Origin of the sequence: Cryobacterium sp. TMT2-17-1 (assembly GCF_004402765.1) — a bacterium.
GTDB classification, from domain to species: Bacteria; Actinomycetota; Actinomycetes; order Actinomycetales; family Microbacteriaceae; genus Cryobacterium; species Cryobacterium sandaracinum.
Window position 1 is genome coordinate 76,943 of sequence record NZ_SOGC01000025.1, and the last position, 17,131, is coordinate 94,073.

General features: G+C 68.2%; 11 protein-coding genes. 9 read left to right on the plus strand and 2 right to left on the minus strand.

All coding sequences use genetic code 11. The annotated features are described in order from the left end of the window. Positions 1-71: 71 nt before the first annotated feature. Both E3O47_RS06095 and E3O47_RS06100 read left to right on the plus strand, forming a co-directional pair. Positions 72-662 (plus strand): nitroreductase family protein, encoded by a 591-nt coding sequence (locus E3O47_RS06095; RefSeq protein ID WP_134419868.1) that lies wholly within the window; start codon positions 72-74, stop codon positions 660-662. Between the two features lie 93 nt (positions 663-755). Next, positions 756-2,252 (plus strand): NAD(P)/FAD-dependent oxidoreductase, encoded by a 1,497-nt coding sequence (locus E3O47_RS06100; RefSeq protein ID WP_134419848.1) that lies wholly within the window; start codon positions 756-758, stop codon positions 2,250-2,252. Here E3O47_RS06100 and E3O47_RS06105 read toward each other — a convergent pair. Both E3O47_RS06105 and E3O47_RS06110 read right to left on the minus strand, forming a co-directional pair. Then, positions 2,230-3,276 (minus strand): zinc-dependent alcohol dehydrogenase family protein, encoded by a 1,047-nt coding sequence (locus E3O47_RS06105; protein ID WP_134419850.1) that lies wholly within the window; start codon positions 3,274-3,276, stop codon positions 2,230-2,232. The genes E3O47_RS06100 and E3O47_RS06105 overlap by 23 nt on opposite strands. 105 nt (positions 3,277-3,381) lie before the next feature. Next, positions 3,382-5,571, minus strand: a complete 2,190-nt coding sequence (locus E3O47_RS06110; RefSeq protein ID WP_134419852.1) for an AAA family ATPase — start codon at positions 5,569-5,571, stop codon at positions 3,382-3,384. A gap of 231 nt (positions 5,572-5,802) precedes the next feature. Here E3O47_RS06110 and E3O47_RS06115 point away from each other — a divergent pair, with 231 nt between their 5' ends. From E3O47_RS06115 to E3O47_RS06145, 7 genes are all read left to right on the plus strand, one after another. Further along, complete coding sequence (locus E3O47_RS06115; protein ID WP_198416264.1) at positions 5,803-7,242, plus strand: aminobutyraldehyde dehydrogenase; 1,440 nt, start codon at positions 5,803-5,805, stop codon at positions 7,240-7,242. A gap of 67 nt (positions 7,243-7,309) precedes the next feature. Then, positions 7,310-9,283 carry a primary-amine oxidase gene (locus tag E3O47_RS06120; RefSeq protein WP_134343197.1) on the plus strand — a complete coding sequence of 658 codons (1,974 nt, stop codon included), beginning with the start codon at positions 7,310-7,312 and terminating at the stop codon, positions 9,281-9,283. A gap of 36 nt (positions 9,284-9,319) precedes the next feature. Then, the gene (locus E3O47_RS06125) at positions 9,320-10,207 is read left to right on the plus strand and encodes a universal stress protein (RefSeq protein WP_241976927.1); all 888 of its coding nucleotides are present in this window, start codon (positions 9,320-9,322) and stop codon (positions 10,205-10,207) included. A gap of 15 nt (positions 10,208-10,222) precedes the next feature. Next, the gene (locus E3O47_RS06130) at positions 10,223-11,776 is read left to right on the plus strand and encodes an APC family permease (protein WP_134419856.1); all 1,554 of its coding nucleotides are present in this window, start codon (positions 10,223-10,225) and stop codon (positions 11,774-11,776) included. Between the two features lie 63 nt (positions 11,777-11,839). Then, positions 11,840-15,145, plus strand: coding sequence for a DEAD/DEAH box helicase (locus tag E3O47_RS06135; protein WP_166785337.1), 3,306 nt, complete (start codon positions 11,840-11,842; stop codon positions 15,143-15,145). Positions 15,146-15,293: 148 nt separating this feature from the next. Beyond that, on the plus strand, positions 15,294-16,178 hold the full coding sequence (locus tag E3O47_RS06140; RefSeq protein ID WP_134419860.1) for a fructose-bisphosphatase class II family protein: 885 nt from the start codon (positions 15,294-15,296) through the stop codon (positions 16,176-16,178). A gap of 96 nt (positions 16,179-16,274) precedes the next feature. Then, positions 16,275-16,886, plus strand: coding sequence for a histidine phosphatase family protein (locus E3O47_RS06145; protein ID WP_134419862.1), 612 nt, complete (start codon positions 16,275-16,277; stop codon positions 16,884-16,886). Positions 16,887-17,131: the final 245 nt, after the last annotated feature.

Genomic DNA, 17,131 nt, shown 5'->3' on the forward strand with positions numbered 1-17,131 from the left:
TTGGAGTGGATGGGTCAGCGTTGCCCCGCCATCCCAGCCAGACTCTGGCGAAAGATGGGCCCACGAACCTCATCACCAACACCCTCAGCCGCGGCGCCCACACGGCGTCGCCCCTCCTCCCCGTGCTCGCCGGGCGCTGGAGCCCCCGCGGCTTCTGCCCGACGGCCCTCGTTGACGAAGCCACTCTGACCACCGTGCTCGAGGCCGCCCGTTGGGCTCCCTCGGCCAGCAATATGCAGCCGACCCGCTTCATCGTCGCCCGCCGCGGCTCGGACAGCTTCGCGAAGATCCATGAGACGCTGATGGGCTTCAACAAGGCGGGGGCGAATGCCGCCTCCGTGCTGATCGTCAACGTCGCCACCCTGCCGATCGACGTGACCCGCGAGAACCCGTGGGCCCGCTACGACCTGGGTCAGGCCGTCGCCCATCTGACGATCCAGGCCCAGCACGAGGGACTGCACACCCACCAGCTCGGCGGCTTCGACGGCACCGCCCTCGGCGTGCTCGGCGACGTCTCCCTGCTCTCCCCCGAGCTACTCGAACGCGAGTCCGCCCCGCGCACCCGCAAGCCTCTCGTCGAGCTTCTCCTGGTCAACGACTGGTCAACAACTGGTCAACAACTAGTCAACGACCAGCAGCAAGAGCCCGCCCCGACACAGTAACTCCACAGCCCCGTCAGGTACAAACATGATTCGACTATTTTTCCCGGCAACGCGCCCGGCTGCTCCCAGCAGTGAACACCGGTGGAGACCACGATGACCGAACACACCCCAAATCACTTTGATGTCGTCATCATCGGCGCGGGGCCGGCGGGAACGGCCGCGGCGCTCCGTGCCGCCGAACTGGGAGCCCGGGTCGCCGTGGCGGAGGCCGACCAGCTCGGCGGGACCTGCGTGAACACGGGGTGCGTGCCGACGAGGGTGCTCGCCAAGGCGGCGCGCCTGATGCGCGAGGTGCGCGCGGCAGATACCTACGGGATCGTAGTCAACGACCCCGTCATCGACTGGGCCACCATGGGAGACCGGGTGCAGTCGCGGGTGAACAAGGTGCGCTCGATCAAGAGCGAGGCCGAGAGGTTCGCGGCCGCCGGAATCGAACTGGTTCTGGAAGGTCGGGCGCGATTCATCGACCCGCATTCCGTGGTCCTGGACACCGGCCGCATCCTCACCGCCGCCACGTTCCTGGTCTGCGTCGGCGGGCATTCTCGGCGACTCGCCGTGCCGGGGGCGCACTTGGCGACGGTCCCGGAAGACATTCTGAAGCTGCCGTCGCTGCCCCGACGGGTAGCCGTGATCGGCGCCGGAAACACCGGCGCCCAGTTGGTCACGGTGTTCAGCTCCTTCGGCTCCGACGTGACCGTGCTCGATGTGGCACCACGCATCCTGATGGCGTCGGATTCTGACATCTCCGCCACGGTCTCGGCGGCGTTCCGCGAGCAGGGCGTGGCCGTGCACACGGGCATCGAAGCGGTGACGGCGATCGAGCCGGACGCCGACGGAACCCTCACCCTGTCCTGGCGCGAAAAAGGAACGGAACAGTCTTCCGCCTTCGACGCCGTCATTATGTCCACCGGTTGGCCGGCGGATGTCGACGACCTCGGGCTCGACCGGGCTGGCATCACCATCGAACGTTCCGCCATCCCGGTGGACCAGTACTTCCGGAGTGTCGTGCCCCATATTTTCGCGGTCGGCGACGCGAACGGCCGGGACATGCTCGTACAGGCGGCCCAATTCGAGGGCGAGGCCGCGGCCGAGAACGCGGTGCTGGGCGCCAATCGCAGAACGCCGCACCACCTGCTCCCGGCCGGCGGTTTCACCGACCCCGACTACGCGGGCGTGGGCTTCACCGAGGAGGAGGCCAGGGCTCGCGACCCGCACTGCGTCGTCGCGACAGTGCCCTACGCCGAACTCGACCGCGCTGTGATCGACGGCCGGGAACCTGGCTTCCTCAAGCTGATCGCCGACCGGCGGCGGGAGCTGATCCTCGGCGCCCATGCCACCGGGGAGAACGCGGTCGAAGTGATCCAATCCGTGACGACGGCAATGGCCGCCGGCGTCGACGTCGCCACTCTGGCCCGGGTGCGCTTCGCCTACCCCACCTACAGTGCCGTCATCGGCCTCACGGCCCGTCGACTACTGCTGGAAGCGCCGAAGCCGGCCGCGGTGACCCTGCCCGTCGCGGTGATCGAGCCCGTCGAGATCCCCCTCCCGACACGTGTGATCTCCGTGCCTACGGGAGCAGCATCACCTTGATGGCCCGGCGCTCGTCCATGGCGGCGTAGGCCTCGGCAACCTCGGCCAGCGGCAGCTGCAGGTCGAACACGCGGCCGGGGTTGATGGCACCCGAGAGCACCTCCGGCAGCAACTCTTCGACGTAGCCGCGAACAGATGCGACGCCGCCGTTCAGGCCCACGTTCCGCCCGAACAGCGGGCTAACCTCGATCGGCCCGCCGGTGGGCACGCCCACGTAGCCGACCATTCCGCCGGGACGGGCCGACGCGATGGCCTGCTCCATCGACTCCTTGGTGCCGACGCACTCGAGCACGCAGTCCGCGCCGATGCCGTCGAACAGCTCACGGATGCGGGCCACGCCGGCCTCGCCGCGCTCCTCGACGATCTCGGTCGCGCCGAACTCGCGGGCCACGATCTGCCGTTCGGGGTGACGCGACATGGCCACGATCCGGGAGGCCCCGAGCCGCTTGGCCGCGATGATGGCGCAGAGGCCGACCGCGCCGTCGCCGACGACGACGACCGTGCTGCCCGCGGTCACACCGGCGGAGACCGCGGCGTGGTGGCCGGTGCCCATGACGTCGGCGAGGGTCAGGAGACCGGGAACCTGGGCATCGGTGGGCACGGTCGGCGTCGCAACGAGCGACCCGTCGGCGTGCGGCACGCGCACTTTCTCGCCCTGGGCGCCGTCGGCGAAGCCGCCGAGCTGGTCGTCCGAGCCCCACCAGCCGCCGTTCAGGCAGGAGGTGCTGGTGCCGTTCTGGCAGTTGATGCACGTGTTATCGCAGTCGTAGAACGGCGCGATGACGAAGTCGCCGACCTTGACCCGGCTGACGTCGGCGCCGATTTCCTCGACGATGCCGACGAACTCGTGGCCGATTCGTTTCGGCTCCTCGGTGGGATGGATGCCGCGGTAGGGCCAGAGATCTGAGCCGCAGACGCAGGCTGCGACGACGCGCACGATGGCGTCACCGCCGGTGGAGAGAATCGGATCGGATACTTCTTCGAGGCGGATGTCCCGTTCCCCGTAAATCACTGTTGCACGCATGCTTCGACCCTATGCCAGCCCCCCTGACCGTCACCGGGGCAGGGGGCCCGTTCCGTCGTATTCCCGCCGAATTCCGCTAAACGCGAAATCCGGCGACGGACAGAACTACAGCAGCGCGTCGTCGTCGAGGTCGGCCGGGTCCACGACCAGCAACGGGGCGGATGCGACGCTGAGCGATTCCCCGTCCGGCGCCAGGTCCACCCGCACCGTCTCGCCGTCCCGCACGGCGCCCGACAGGATCGCGGTCGCCAACCTGTCGTCGATCTCGGTCTGCATCAACCGCCGCAGCGGGCGCGCACCGTAGATCGGGTCATAGCCGCGTTCCGCCAGCCAGGTGCGGGCATCCGGGGTCACGCCCAGCTCGAGCCGCCGCTCGATCAGCCGCTTTTCCAACCGGTCAACGAGCAGCCCGACGATCTGGCCGAGGTCCTCCATCGACAGCGATTCGAACACGACGATGTCGTCGAGACGGTTGACGAACTCGGGCTTGAACGTCTTGCGCACGAGTGCCTGCACGGCCGCCTCCTTCTCGTCCCGGCTGAGCACCGGGTCGATCAGGAACGCCGACCCGAGGTTCGAGGTCAGCACCAGGATCGTGTTGCGGAAGTCCACGGTGCGGCCCTGGCCATCCGTGAGCCGGCCGTCGTCGAGCACCTGCAGCAAGACATCGAAGACCTCCGGATGCGCCTTCTCCACCTCGTCGAACAAAATCACCGAATACGGGCGGCGGCGCACGGCCTCGGTCAGCTGCCCGCCCTGCTCGTAGCCGATATAGCCGGGAGGAGCCCCGACCAGACGGGACACGGAAAACTTTTCCCCGTACTCGCTCATGTCGATGCGCACCATCGCCTTTTCGTCGTCGAAGAGGAACTCGGCGAGCGCCTTCGCCAGCTCCGTCTTGCCCACGCCGGTCGGCCCGAGGAAGAGGAACGAACCGGTCGGCCGGTCCGGGTCGGAGATGCCGGCCCGGCTGCGGCGCACGGCGTCGGCGACCGCGCGCACGGCCTGCTTCTGCCCGACCAAGCGGTGCCCGAGCTCACCCTCGAGGTTCAGCAGCTTCTCCGTCTCGCCCTGCAGCAGCCGCCCTACCGGGATGCCGGTCCACATCGCGACCACGGCGGCGATGTCCTCCGCGGTGACCTGGTCACCGACCATCCGCGGCCCATCCTGCTCGGTCTGCTCCGCTTCGGCGAGTTCCCGTTCGATCACCGGGATGTCGCCGTAGAGCAGCCTGGACGCCTTCTCCAGGTTGCCCTCGCGCTCGGCCACCTCGGCCTGGCTGCGGGTGCTCACCAAGCGCTTCCTCAGATCGCCGATCCGGTTGAGCGAGGAACGCTCCTTGTCCCAGCGGTCCTGCAGCTCAGCAAGGGCCACCGTGTATTCGGCAAGGTCAGCACGCAACTTCCCCAGGCGAGCCTTAGAGGCGTCGTCCTTCTCTTTTTTCAGCGCGAGCTCTTCCAACTCCAGTCTCTGCACCCTGCGACGCAGTTCGTCGATTTCCACGGGAGCGGAGTCGATCTCCATCCGCAGCCGGCTGGCCGCCTCGTCGATCAGGTCGATGGCCTTGTCCGGCAGCTGGCGGGCGGTGATGTACCGGTTGGAAAGGGAGACCGCGGCCACCAGCGCCGAGTCCGCGATCGACACCTTATGGTGGGCCTCGTAGCGCTCCTTGAGCCCGCGCAGGATGGCCACAGTGTCTTCCGCACTGGGCTCGTCGACCAGCACCGGTTGGAACCGGCGCTCGAGGGCGGCATCCTTCTCGATGAATTCGCGGTACTCGTTGAGCGTGGTCGCACCGATCAGGCGCAACTCGCCGCGGGCGAGCATGGGCTTGAGCATGTTGGAGGCCGCCACGGACCCTTCGCCGCCGCCGGCACCCATCAGGGTGTGCAGCTCGTCGACGAACGTAATGATCTGCCCCTTCGCGTCGTTGATTTCCTTGAGCACGGCCTTGAGCCGCTCCTCGAACTCGCCGCGATACTTGGCCCCCGCCACCAGGGCCGCCAGGTCGAGGGAGACCAGCTGCTTGCCCTTGAGGGAGTCGGCCACATCGCCGGCCACGATGCGCTGGGCCAGTCCCTCCACAACGGCGGTCTTGCCCACGCCGGGTTCACCGATCAGCACCGGGTTGTTCTTGGTGCGGCGGGTGAGTACCTGACTGACCCGCCGAATCTCCGCGTCCCGCCCGATCACCGGGTCAAGCTTGCCGGTCCGGGCGATCTCGGTGAGGTTGACACCGTACTGCTCCAACGCCGTCTTCGCTTCTTCCTGGGGCGGTTGCTGACCTGCTTGCATCGGAAGATCCTCTCTCGGGCCGGCCGCTCTCGTCGCAGGTCGGCAAAAAGCTGAGCCTGTTGGACTCAAGTTTAGGGGACATCGAGAAAACGCGCCAGCGGTCCGGAGACAACTCGGCGGTGCTACGGCGGCAGCCCCATCACGACCCAGTTTTCGTCCGGGTATCCGAATTCCTCTGTCGGATGCCATACTTACCGAACAAAAGACCCGTTTCTACACTCAGCGCAGAGGATCAGGCCCGTGGCCACCCCCACCCTTAAAAACTTCATCAACGGCCGCTTTGTCACTCCCTCCGGCACCGAGCTGCTCGACATCGTCGATCCCACAACGGGACGCCGGGTTGCCCGGGCCCCGGTCTCCACCGCGGCCGACGTCGACGACGCGATGACCGCCGCGAAGACCGCCTTCCGCACCTGGGGCCGCACCACTCCCGCCGAGCGGCAGCGCGCGCTGCTGCGCCTCGCCGACGCGATCGATGCCGAGAGCGACGCCATCGTGGAGGCCCAGCACCGCAACACGGGCCAACCTCGCGCCACGATCGCCGTTGACGAGGTCGCGGCCGGCGCCGATCAGCTGCGCTTCTTCGCCGGTGCCGCCCGACTGCTCGAGGGCAAGTCCGCCGGTGAATATCTGCCCGGCATGACCTCCTGGGTACGCCGCGAACCGATCGGCGTGGTCGGGCAGGTCACCCCGTGGAACTTCCCCTTCCTGATGGCCATCTGGAAGATCGGCCCCGCGCTGGCGGCCGGCAACACCCTCGTGCTCAAGCCCAGCGACACCACCCCGGAGTCGACCCTCGAACTCGCCCGGATCAGCCAGGGCATCCTCCCCGACGGCGTGATCAACATCGTGCTCGGCAACGGCGGCACCGGGGCCGCGATCGTCGAGCATCCGGTACCCGGCCTGGTCTCGATCACTGGCAGCGTGCGGGCCGGTATGGCCGTCGCCGCCGGCGCCGCGAAGACGCTCAAGCGGGCCCATCTCGAGCTCGGCGGCAAGGCGCCGGCCCTGGTCTTCGCCGGCGTCGACGTCAGCGTGACCGCCGCCGCCATCGCCGACTTCTCCTTCTATAACGCCGGGCAGGACTGCACGGCCATCACGCGAGTGCTCGTGCACGAGTCCATCCATGACGAGTTCGTCGACGCACTCGTCGCCGAGGCCCGCAGCCGCACTACCGGGTCGGCCGACGACGCCGACAACTACTTCGGGCCGCTCAACAACGTCAACCATTTCGGCGACGTCTCGCGCAAGGTCGCGGCCCTGCCCGACCACGCTGTCATTGCCACCGGCGGACACCAGGTCGGCACCGAGGGCTTCTTTTTCGAGCCCACAGTCGTCACTCAGGTGCGCCAAACGGACGCGATCGTGCAGGAGGAAACGTTCGGCCCGGTGATCACGGTGCAGCCCTTCACGTCGGAGGAGCACGCGGTCACGCTCGCGAACGATGTCAACTACGCGCTCGCCTCCAGCGTGTGGACCCTCGACCACGCCACGGCCATGCGGGTCTCCCGCGACCTCGACTTCGGCGCGGTGTGGATCAACACCCATCTCCTGCTGACCGCCGAGATGCCACACGGCGGTTTCAAGCAGTCCGGATACGGCAAAGACCTGTCGATGTACGGCGTCGAGGACTACACCCGGATCAAGCACGTGATGAGCGCGCTGGAATAAACACGGGTCCCGACAGGCTCGACCACCGCCAGGCTCGACCACCGCCAACGAGAACAGAGGCCCCTCGATGACTTTCCACCCGCTCGACCCGCTCTCCGCCGCTGAGTTCACCTCCGCCGTCGCCATCCTCGCCCGCGAGCGCGGCGTCGCCGACGGGTGGCGGTTCACCTCGATCGAGCTGGTCGAGCCGCCCCGGAGCGCCGTCGCCGAGTTCACAGCTACCAGCGCGGTTCCCGACCGACGCGCACGGCTGGTAGTGCTCCACCGCGCCGAGAACACCACCTGGGTGGGCGTCGTCTCGCTCACGACCGACGCCCTGCTCGAGTGGGAAACGGTGCCGGGGATGCAGGCGAACTTCACCGTCGACGAGTGGGAGGAAGCCGACGCCGCCCTTCGCGCCCACCCCGATGTGATCGCCACTCTCGCCCGCCGGGGCATCACCGACCTCGACCTGGTCTTCATCGACACCTGGACCTACGGCGACGCGGTAATCCCCGACCGGTATCGCGGCCGCCGCCTGGGCTGGTCAGACGTCTGGGTCCGGGCGTCCACCGACGCCAACCCCTATGCGGGACCGGTCAGCGGCCTGCACTTCGTGCTCGACGTCAACACCATGGAACTGCTCGAGGTGGAGGACTCGTTCACGGTCGAACCGCCGGCGGGAATGGGCGAATACGTGCCGCACCTGGTGCCCCGGCGCATCCGGGATCGAAGCCCGCGCCCGCCGCTCACCCCGCTCGACATCGGGCAGCCCGACGGCCCGAGCTTCACGCTCGACGGCAACCTGATCGAGTGGCAGAACTGGTCGCTCCGGGTGGGCTTCAACTACCGCGAGGGCATGACCCTGCATACCGTGGGCTACCGGGACGGCGGCCGGGTGCGGCCCATCGCCAACCGGTTGTCGTTCGCGGAGATGGTCGTGCCCTACCGCGACCCCAGCGTCGACCATTTCCGTCGCACCGCCTTCGACATCGGCGAGTGGGGCCTCGGCTTCATGACCACCTCGCTCGAGCTCGGCTGCGACTGCCTCGGCGAAATCCGCTACCTCGATGCCGTGCTGCACAACAGCAAGGGCGAGCCGTACAGCATCCCGAACGCGTTCTGCATCCACGAGGAAGACAACGCGGTGCTCTGGAAGCACGTCGACCACAACGGCAGTGCCGAGGTGCGCCGGATGCGCCGGCTCGTCGTGTCCTTCCACGTCACGGTAGCGAACTACGAGTACCTCGTCTATTGGCGCTTCTACCAGGACGGCAACATGGAATGCGAGGTGCGCGCCACCGGGATCATGGTGGTGACGCACCTCGACGAGGGCCAGCCGCACCCCAACGGAACCCTGGTCGACACGCGCACCTACGCGCCGTTCCACCAGCACTTCATCGTGGCCCGGATGGACCTCGACGTCGACGGCCGCGAGAACACGGTGTTCCGCACCGAGACGCAGGCCGAGCCGATCAGCGCCGCAAACCCGCTCGGCCTCGCGATCACCCAGCTGAACACCCCGATCGAGACCGAGGGGTTCGACGACTACAACTGGGACACCCAACGGGCCTGGAAGGTCGTGAACGAGAACTCGCTCAACGGCCTCGGCACCCCCGTGTCCTACAAGCTGGTGCCCGGCGGAGCCATCCCGTCCTTCTTCGACCAGGCGGCGCCTGCCCTCCAACGCGCCCAGGTGATCGGGCACACGGTCTGGGTCACCCCGAACGACGAGTCCGAACGCTGGCCGTGCGGCGAGTTCGTCAACCAGAGCGCGGTCGACCACGGCCTGCCCGAGTGGATCCAGGCTCGCCGGCCGGTGCGGAACGCCGATATCGTGCTCTGGTACGTCTTCGGTATCCACCACATCACCCGACCGGAAGAGTGGCCGATCATGCCGGTCGACACCGTGTCGTTCTGGCTCAAGCCGGTCGGCTTCTTCGACCGCAATCCGTCGCTCGACGTGGAACGCAGCCCGGCGCACTGTGCGCCGGGCGAGCACGCCGAGCATGACCATGAACATGACCAGCCCGCCCATAATCCACAGCACTATGACCACTGAGTGCGACACCCGTCGCGAACCGAGGGAGAAACCAGCGTGACCCGAGTAGCCAACTACGTCATCGCATACGAAGCGACCGAACGGGGCAATGACACCGTCGAGCTGGGTGTCGCGCTGGCGCGCCTGACCCGCTCCGAGCTGCGTCTGTGTCTTGTGCTTCCGCATCATTCATCCACCGTCCCGGCCCGGGTCGGTGCTTCCACCTCCCCCGACTACCAGGCTCTGCTCGAGGAGCAGGCCCTCGAATGGCTGGAACAGGGCAAGGCCCTGGTTCCCGATGACGTGGTCGCCTCCACGCATCTCTTCTACGCCGACTCCACCACGGAAGGGCTGCTCCAGGCCGCTCGCGCGTTCGACTCGGACCGCATCGTCGTCGGGGCCTCACGCCGCGGCCTGATGAACCGATTCACGATCGGCAGCGTGGCCAACGCGCTCCTGCACGCCTCGCCGGCGCCCGTCGCCCTCGCGCCCCGCGGCTACAAGGCTCCCGCACAGCTGACCCGGATCACCTGCGCCATCGGCACCCGGCCGGGCTGGAAGACGCTGCTCGACTCACTGGTGGCCTTCTCGGCGGACCTCACGGTCGACCTGCGTTTCGTCACGCTCGTGGAGGTCGACGCCGGTCGTCGGCACCCGGTCGACGAGAGCGAGAGCCAGGCCCACCTCGACGGCGTCCTGGAGTACTTCCAGAGTCGGTCGAAGGCGCGCGGCACCATCACCACCGAGGTCGCGTCCGGGCACACCGTCGAGGCCGCCGTCGAGGCCCTCGACTGGCAGCCGTTCGAAATCGCCTTCGTCGGCTCCAGCCGGCTGGCTCAGCCCACCACGATTTTCCTCGGCATCACCGCACACCGCATGCTGCACGCGCTCCCCGTTCCCCTCATCGTGGTCCCCACCGGCACTGACGCCCGTAAGCCGCACTGACCCTAAGGACAGTCCATGACTAGCCAACATCCCTCCTCGGGCTCCACGCCCGGCACCTCCACCCTCACCGGCGGCCTTTCCGAGAAGGGCCTCAGCGCTGGCTCCATCGGGCTTCTCGGCGCCACGGTCATCGGCATCTCGTGCATCGCGCCGGCGTACACCCTGACGGCCTCCCTCGGCCCGACGGTCGCGGCCGTCGGCACCCAGATGCCGGGCATCTTCCTGGTCGGGTTCATCCCCATGCTGCTGGTGGCGCTCGGCTACCGCGAGCTCAACAACGCCATGCCGGATGCCGGCACCTCCTTCACGTGGGCCACCCGCGCCTTCGGGCCGTGGCTCGGCTGGATGGGCGGCTGGGGTCTGATCGTCGCGACGGTGGTCGTGCTCTCCAACCTCGCCGGAGTCGCCGTCGACTTCTTCTATCTGATGCTCGCCCAGCTTCTCGGCAACCCGAGCCTCGCCGACCTGACGAACAATGTTGTGATCAACGTGCTCACCTGTCTGGTGTTCATGGTGGCGGCCTGTTATGTCTCGTACCGCGGCATGGAGACCACGAAGGCCGTGCAGTACGTGCTCGTGGCCTTCCAGCTGATCGTGCTGGTCTGGTTCAGCGTCGCCGCCCTGCTGCGGGTCGTAGAAGGCACCGCCTTCGATGCCCTCGCGTTCAGCGCCGACTGGTTCAACCCGTTCCTCGCCCCTTCGTTCTCGGCCTTCGCGGCCGGGGTCTCGCTCTCGATCTTCATCTTCTGGGGCTGGGACGTCACCCTGACCATGAACGAGGAGACCAAGAACCCGAAGACAACCCCCGGGCGTGCGGCGACGTTGACCGTGGGCATCATCTTCGCGCTCTACATCCTCGTGGCGGCCGCCGCCCTGATGTTCTCCGGCATCGGCGCCGGCGAATTCGGACTCGGCAATGAGGAGATCCAGGGCAACGTGTTCGCCGCCCTCGCCGGACCGGTGATGGGTCCCTTCGCCATCCTGATGTCGCTGGCCGTGTTGTCCAGCTCGGCCGCGTCGCTGCAGTCGACCTTCGTCGGGCCGGCACGCACCATGCTATCGATGGGCCACTACAAAGCGTTCCCGAAGCGGTTCGCCTCAATCAGCCCGCGCTACAAGTCCCCGGCCTTCGCCACCGTAATGGCAGGAATCGTGGCCTGGGGCTTCTACGCGATCATGCGCGTGCTCAGCACCGATGTGCTCACCGACACGATCCTGACCCTGGGCATGATGATCTGCTTCTACTACGGGGTCACCGCGTTTGCCTGCGTCTGGTATTTCCGCGACTCGCTGAACGGGCCCCGGGCCATCCTGCTCAAACTCCTGGCGCCGCTGATCGGCGGGGTCATCCTGCTGGTCATCTTCGCAACCACTCTCTACGACAGCATGAACCCCGACTACGGCAGCGGATCGAACATCGGCGGGGTCGGGCTCGTGTTCATCCTCGCGATGGTGCTGTTCATCGGCGGCCTCGTGCTGATGCTGATCCAGCGCAGCGTCAACCCTGCCTTCTTCCAGGGAAAGACGTTGACGAAGGGGTCCTCGAAGGAACACGGGCACGTCGAGTAGCCCCCTGATGCGCCCGGCCGGGCACGGCCGGCCGGGCTGGGGCATGGAAGAATGGTTCCCGCCATGGCCCACACGTTCAGCTCCCACGACATCGCGCTCCTTGTGGGCAGCCAGGCGTTCTCACGCGGCGAACGCTACGCCCGCAACGGCCACGTTGATGCCGAGACCTGGTTCGGCTCGAACACCCAGCTCTTCGGCATGGTGCGCGGTTCTCACCCGACGCCCTATTCGGTGACCGTCTCGTTCACCCTTGATTCCGCCGGCGCCGCGGTGCGGGCATCCGGCGTCTGCACCTGCCCGATGAAGCGCAACTGCAAGCATGTCGCCGCGCTGCTGATCGCGAGCCAGGGCGGCGCCGTGGGCCGCAGCCTCGGCGGAGTGCCGGGTGCCCCCGCCACCGCCCTGGGCCGCGAGCCCGGGTCGGCCGTCGGCACCGCCGGGTTCTCCGCACGGGCAGCGTGGCGAAGTACGCTGGCTCCTCTGGCGCGACCGGATTCCGCGCCGTCCGCAGACACCCGCCTCGCCCTCCAGTTCCAACTTCTCGCTCCCGAGCACGGGCGTTTCGCCAGTCAGCCGGGGCTGCGCCGGCTGGCGGCGCGGCCCGTGATGATGGGCAAGCAGGGCAAGTGGATCCGGGGCAGCGTCACCTGGGAGAACCTGACCACCGACGGGTCGCTCGACCGCGGCCAGCTGCGGGTGCTCTCGGCGCTCTACGCGCTGCAGTTCGCGGCCCGCCCGTACTACGCCACCTCCACCCAGTGGATTCCGGTCGACGCTTTCCCCGACCGAGCGCTCTGGGACCTGCTCGACGACGCGGCGAACGCCGGGCTCCCTCTGGTCTCCGCCACGGCGCAGCAGGATCCCGTGCTCGTCTCGCCCGTTCCTGCGTGCCTCGAGCTGGACATCCGTCGTGTGTCCGACGGCCTCACGCTGCGCCCCGTCCTGCTGCTGGGCGACGAGCCGCAGGCGCGCGGCACGTTCGGGTTCATCGGCAACCCCGCGCACGGCGTCTACACCTGGGCGGGCCAGTCCGGCAGCGATTCCCCGCAGATCACCCTCGCCCCGCTGTCGGGCGAGATCAGCCGGGAGCTGCGGGCCATGGCGGCCTCCGACACCATCGCGGTGCCCGGCGCGGACGAGGCCGACTTCCTGGCCGAGTTCTACCCGTTCCTTCGACACCGGGTCACCGTGACCAGCCGGGACGAGTCGTTCGCCCTGCCCGAGACCCCGCAGCCCGTGCTGGCCCTGACCGTCACGCACCAGATGGATGCCCGCATCACCCTGCACTGGGTGTGGCACTACCCGGAATACCACCAGCCACTCCGCCCGGTGCCGGACGATGACAGGTTTCGCGACGGCACCCGGGAGGGACAGATCCTGCACGACGTGCAGGCGCTCCTCACCTCCGTGCCGGCCCTGGTAGGGCAGCAGAGCGGCCTGCCGGTACTGATCGAGCGCGCCACCTTGGCCGGCACCGCCATGCTCGGCTTCCTCGACTCCGTGGTGCCGACCCTGGCGGCCGCAGACCATGTCACCGTGCTGGTCGCCGGCGATGCCCCCGACTACCGCCAGGCCGACGAGGCGCCGGTGATCACCGTGGGCACCACCGAACGCCCGGATGACCGGGACTGGTTCGACCTGCAGGTGGCCGTCAGCATCGACGGCGAGGAGATCCCGTTCGACAGCCTGTTCCGGGCCCTGGCGGTCGGTCAGCAGCTGATGATCCTGCCCAGCGGCACCTGGTTCAATCTAGACCGCCCCGAACTGCACACGCTCCGCCGGCTGATCGAGGAGGCCCGAGGGCTGCAGGACGCCGGCGCCGAGTCCCTGGGGATCAGCCCGTTCCAGGCCGACCTCTGGGAGGAGCTGCAGTCCCTCGGGGTCGTCGCCGGCCAGGCGGCCGCGTGGCGCGACACCGTGTCAGGGCTCACCGACGTCGCCCAAATTCCGGAACAACCGCTGCCGGCCGGGGTCGACGCCACCCTGCGCGGCTATCAGCAGGCCGGTTTCGAGTGGGTGAGCTTTCTCTACGACCATCAACTGGGAGGCATCCTCGCCGACGACATGGGCCTCGGCAAGACCCTGCAGGCCATCGCCCTGATGGAACGCGTGCGGGAGCAGCCGGGGCAGAGTGCGCCGTTCCTGGTCGTGGCACCCACCAGCGTGGTCTCCAACTGGGCGGCCGAGTGCGCCCGATTCGCGCCCGGCCTGCGGGTGGCCGCGATCACCGAGACCGCCGGCAAGCGCAGCAGCACTCTGGCCTCGCTGCACGCCAGCGCGGACGTCGTCGTCACCTCGTACACGCTATTCCGGCTGGACTTCGGCGACTACGAGGCCCTGGCCTGGTCCGGGCTGCTGCTCGACGAAGCCCAGTTCGTCAAGAACCGCAAGTCCCGCGCCCACCAGTGCGCCCGCCGCCTGGCCACCCCGTTCAAGCTCGCGATCACGGGCACGCCGCTGGAGAACAACCTGATGGAGTTCTGGTCGCTGCTCTCAATCACGGCACCGGGACTGTTCCCCAGCCCAGGCCGCTTCGGCGACTACTACCAGAAACCGATCGAGAAGGATGCCGACGGCGACCGGCTCGACCAGCTGCGCCGCCGCATCCGCCCGTTCATGCTGCGCCGCACGAAGGAGCAGGTGGCCGGCGACCTGCCCACCAAGCAGGAACAGGTGCTTGAGCTCACGCTGCACCCGAAGCACCGCGCGGTCTACGACACCCACCTGCAGCGGGAACGGCAGAAGGTGCTCGGCCTGATCGACGACATGAACTCCAACCGTTTCGAGATCTTCCGCTCGCTCACCATGCTGCGCCAACTCAGCCTCGATGCCAGCCTCTACGACACGAAGTACGACGACATCCCGTCGACCAAGCTCGACGTGCTCCTCGAACTGCTGGAGGACGTCGTCGCCGGCGGGCATCGCACCCTCATTTTCAGCCAGTTCACAAAGTACCTGGGCAAGGCCCGCGCACGCCTCGACGCCGCGGGCATCAGCTATTCCTACCTCGACGGCAAGACCCGCAACCGGGCGCAGGTGATCGAGAGCTTCAAGGCCGGCGACAATTCGGTCTTCCTGATCAGCCTCAAGGCCGGCGGATTCGGCCTGAACCTGACCGAGGCCGACTACGCCATCCTGCTCGACCCGTGGTGGAACCCGGCCACCGAGGCGCAGGCCGTGGACCGCATGCACCGGATCGGCCAGACGAAGAACGTCTTCGTCTACCGCCTGGTCTCCCGGGACACGATCGAGGAAAAGGTGATGGCCCTCAAGGCCACGAAGGCCCGCCTCTTCGAGAGCGTGATGACGGATGGCGCCGCGCGCGGGACCGCCCTGACGGCCGCCGACATCCGTGAGCTGCTCGCTTAGCCCACGCACCGGTACCCGCCCGCTGAGTCGCCCCCTGAGTCGCCCGCGCTGTCGCCCGCGCTGTCGCCCGCACGAGTGCCCGCCCCGGGCACGCGAGTAGGCTTTCAGCTGCCGGTCACAAGACCGCCGTCCCAGCAAGAGGTAGCCCATGCCGCAGCACCGCCCGTTCGCTCCTCTGGCCGAATCCACCGTGATCGGAGCCGAGGGCTGGCCGGCCGGGCTGGTCGCCGCCGTGCGCGCGTCGACCGAGGCGGCGGCACGCGCCACACTGCCCTGGGTGGGTCGCGGCGACAAGATCAACGCCGACCAGGCGGCCGTCGCCGCCATGCGTGCCGTTCTCCTGACCGCGCCTTTTCGCGGAACCGTGGTGATAGGCGAGGGCGAGAAGGACCAGGCCCCCATGCTTGCCAACGGGGAGCAGCTCGGCACGGGGAACGGACCGGACTGCGACATCGCAGTCGACCCGCTCGACGGCACGACCCTCGTCGCCCGGAACCTGCCCGGGGCGGTGTGCGTGATCGCCATCTCCCCCCGAGGCACGATGTTCGATCCCGCCGGTGTCTTCTACATGGAGAAGCTCATCTCAGGCCCAGCCGGTCACGGCGTGCTCGACCTGCACGCCTCCGCCACCCGCAACCTCCGTGCGTTCTCGCTCGCCAGCGGCATCCCCGAGACCGCGCTCACCGTCGCTGTGCTCGACAAACCGCGCCACGTCGAACTCATCCGCGAACTCGGGTGCGCCGGAGCACGCGTGCTCCGCACGGCCGAGGGTGACGTCTCCACGGCCATCGCCGCCGCATCGGCGGATGCCGCGATCGACCTCTCGATGGGAATCGGCGGTACCCCGGAAGGCGTCATCGCGGCCTGCGCCGTGCGCGCCCTCGGCGGCGTGATGCTCGGGCGGATGGCCCCGCAGAGTGAGCCCGAAGAGCGTGGCGCCCGGGCCGCGGGCCTCGACCTCGCCCGCATCTACGACGCAGCAGACCTGGTGGCGAGCAAGCACGTGCTTTTCGCGTCGTCCCCGGTCACCTGAGCCACCGCGCTCTGCTCCAAAAGTCGATCCGCCCGATGTTCGACCCGGTCGAGACCCGATTCATCTCCCGACCTCAGCCCGAGGCAGAATAGAACGGTGAGTTCCACAACTACCTTCGCCCTGATCCGCCACGGCCAGACCGACTGGAATGCCGCTCTGCGCATCCAGGGCCACTCCGACATCCCGCTCAATGACACCGGGCGTGGCCAGGCAGCGGATGCCGTCGGCCACCTGGCCGCACAGGAGTGGGACTTCGTCGTCTCCTCACCGCTCAGCCGCGCAGCCGAGACGGCCGATCTCATCGCCCGGGGCCTCGGCCTGACCGTCACCGGTCGCATCCCAGGGATCGTCGAGCGCAACTACGGTCCCGCCGAGGGACTGGGCGCAGGCCCCGAGCTGGACGCGCTCCGCGTCCCCGGCGGCCCCACCGGAATCGGCGGCTTCCACGGCGCCGAAACCGAGGCCAGTGTCGCCGACCGCGGAGTCGAGGCCCTGCAGCTGCTGGCCCGCAACCACCCGGGTGCCCGCATCATCGTTGTCAGCCACGGAACACTGATCCGACTGACGCTGATGCAGGCGCTCGAGAAGCCCGTCGACACGATCAGGAACGCCTCCCTCAACGTGGTCGTCCATGACCGTGCCGGCTGGACCCTCGACATCCTCAACGGCGAGCCCGTCCCCGCCGGCAACCTCCTCCCCATCAACTAGCAGCCGCCGGTCCCGCACCCCGCATGACTGCACCCGGAACGGGCCTACTCACCCTCGCTTAGCGACGGCAGGCCCCCTCGCGCGGGTGGCCCTCTGTCGTTGGTGCAGGGGTGCTCGCCCTCGCGCCAGGGCCCGTGTGTGTGTGGCTAACTCAGGACATCTGTTGCCCGCAGTAGACGGCCGCCGCGGGTTAGTGCGGCATTGGTGCGGATGCCCGGCACGGCCCGGCTGGATCTCCTGAGTTG

What these genes read in the sequence shown, in the direction of transcription:
- E3O47_RS06120 (WP_134343197.1), top strand. Translation starts at nt 7,310, where the DNA reads ATGACTTTCCACCCGCTCGACCCGCTCTCCGCCGCTGAGTTCACCTCC.
- E3O47_RS06135 (WP_166785337.1), top strand. Translation starts at nt 11,840, where the DNA reads ATGGCCCACACGTTCAGCTCCCACGACATCGCGCTCCTTGTGGGCAGC.
- E3O47_RS06140 (WP_134419860.1), top strand. Translation starts at nt 15,294, where the DNA reads ATGCCGCAGCACCGCCCGTTCGCTCCTCTGGCCGAATCCACCGTGATC.
- E3O47_RS06130 (WP_134419856.1), top strand. Translation starts at nt 10,223, where the DNA reads ATGACTAGCCAACATCCCTCCTCGGGCTCCACGCCCGGCACCTCCACC.
- E3O47_RS06105 (WP_134419850.1), bottom strand. Translation starts at nt 3,276, where the DNA reads ATGCGTGCAACAGTGATTTACGGGGAACGGGACATCCGCCTCGAAGAA.
- E3O47_RS06110 (WP_134419852.1), bottom strand. Translation starts at nt 5,571, where the DNA reads ATGCAAGCAGGTCAGCAACCGCCCCAGGAAGAAGCGAAGACGGCGTTG.
- E3O47_RS06100 (WP_134419848.1), top strand. Translation starts at nt 756, where the DNA reads ATGACCGAACACACCCCAAATCACTTTGATGTCGTCATCATCGGCGCG.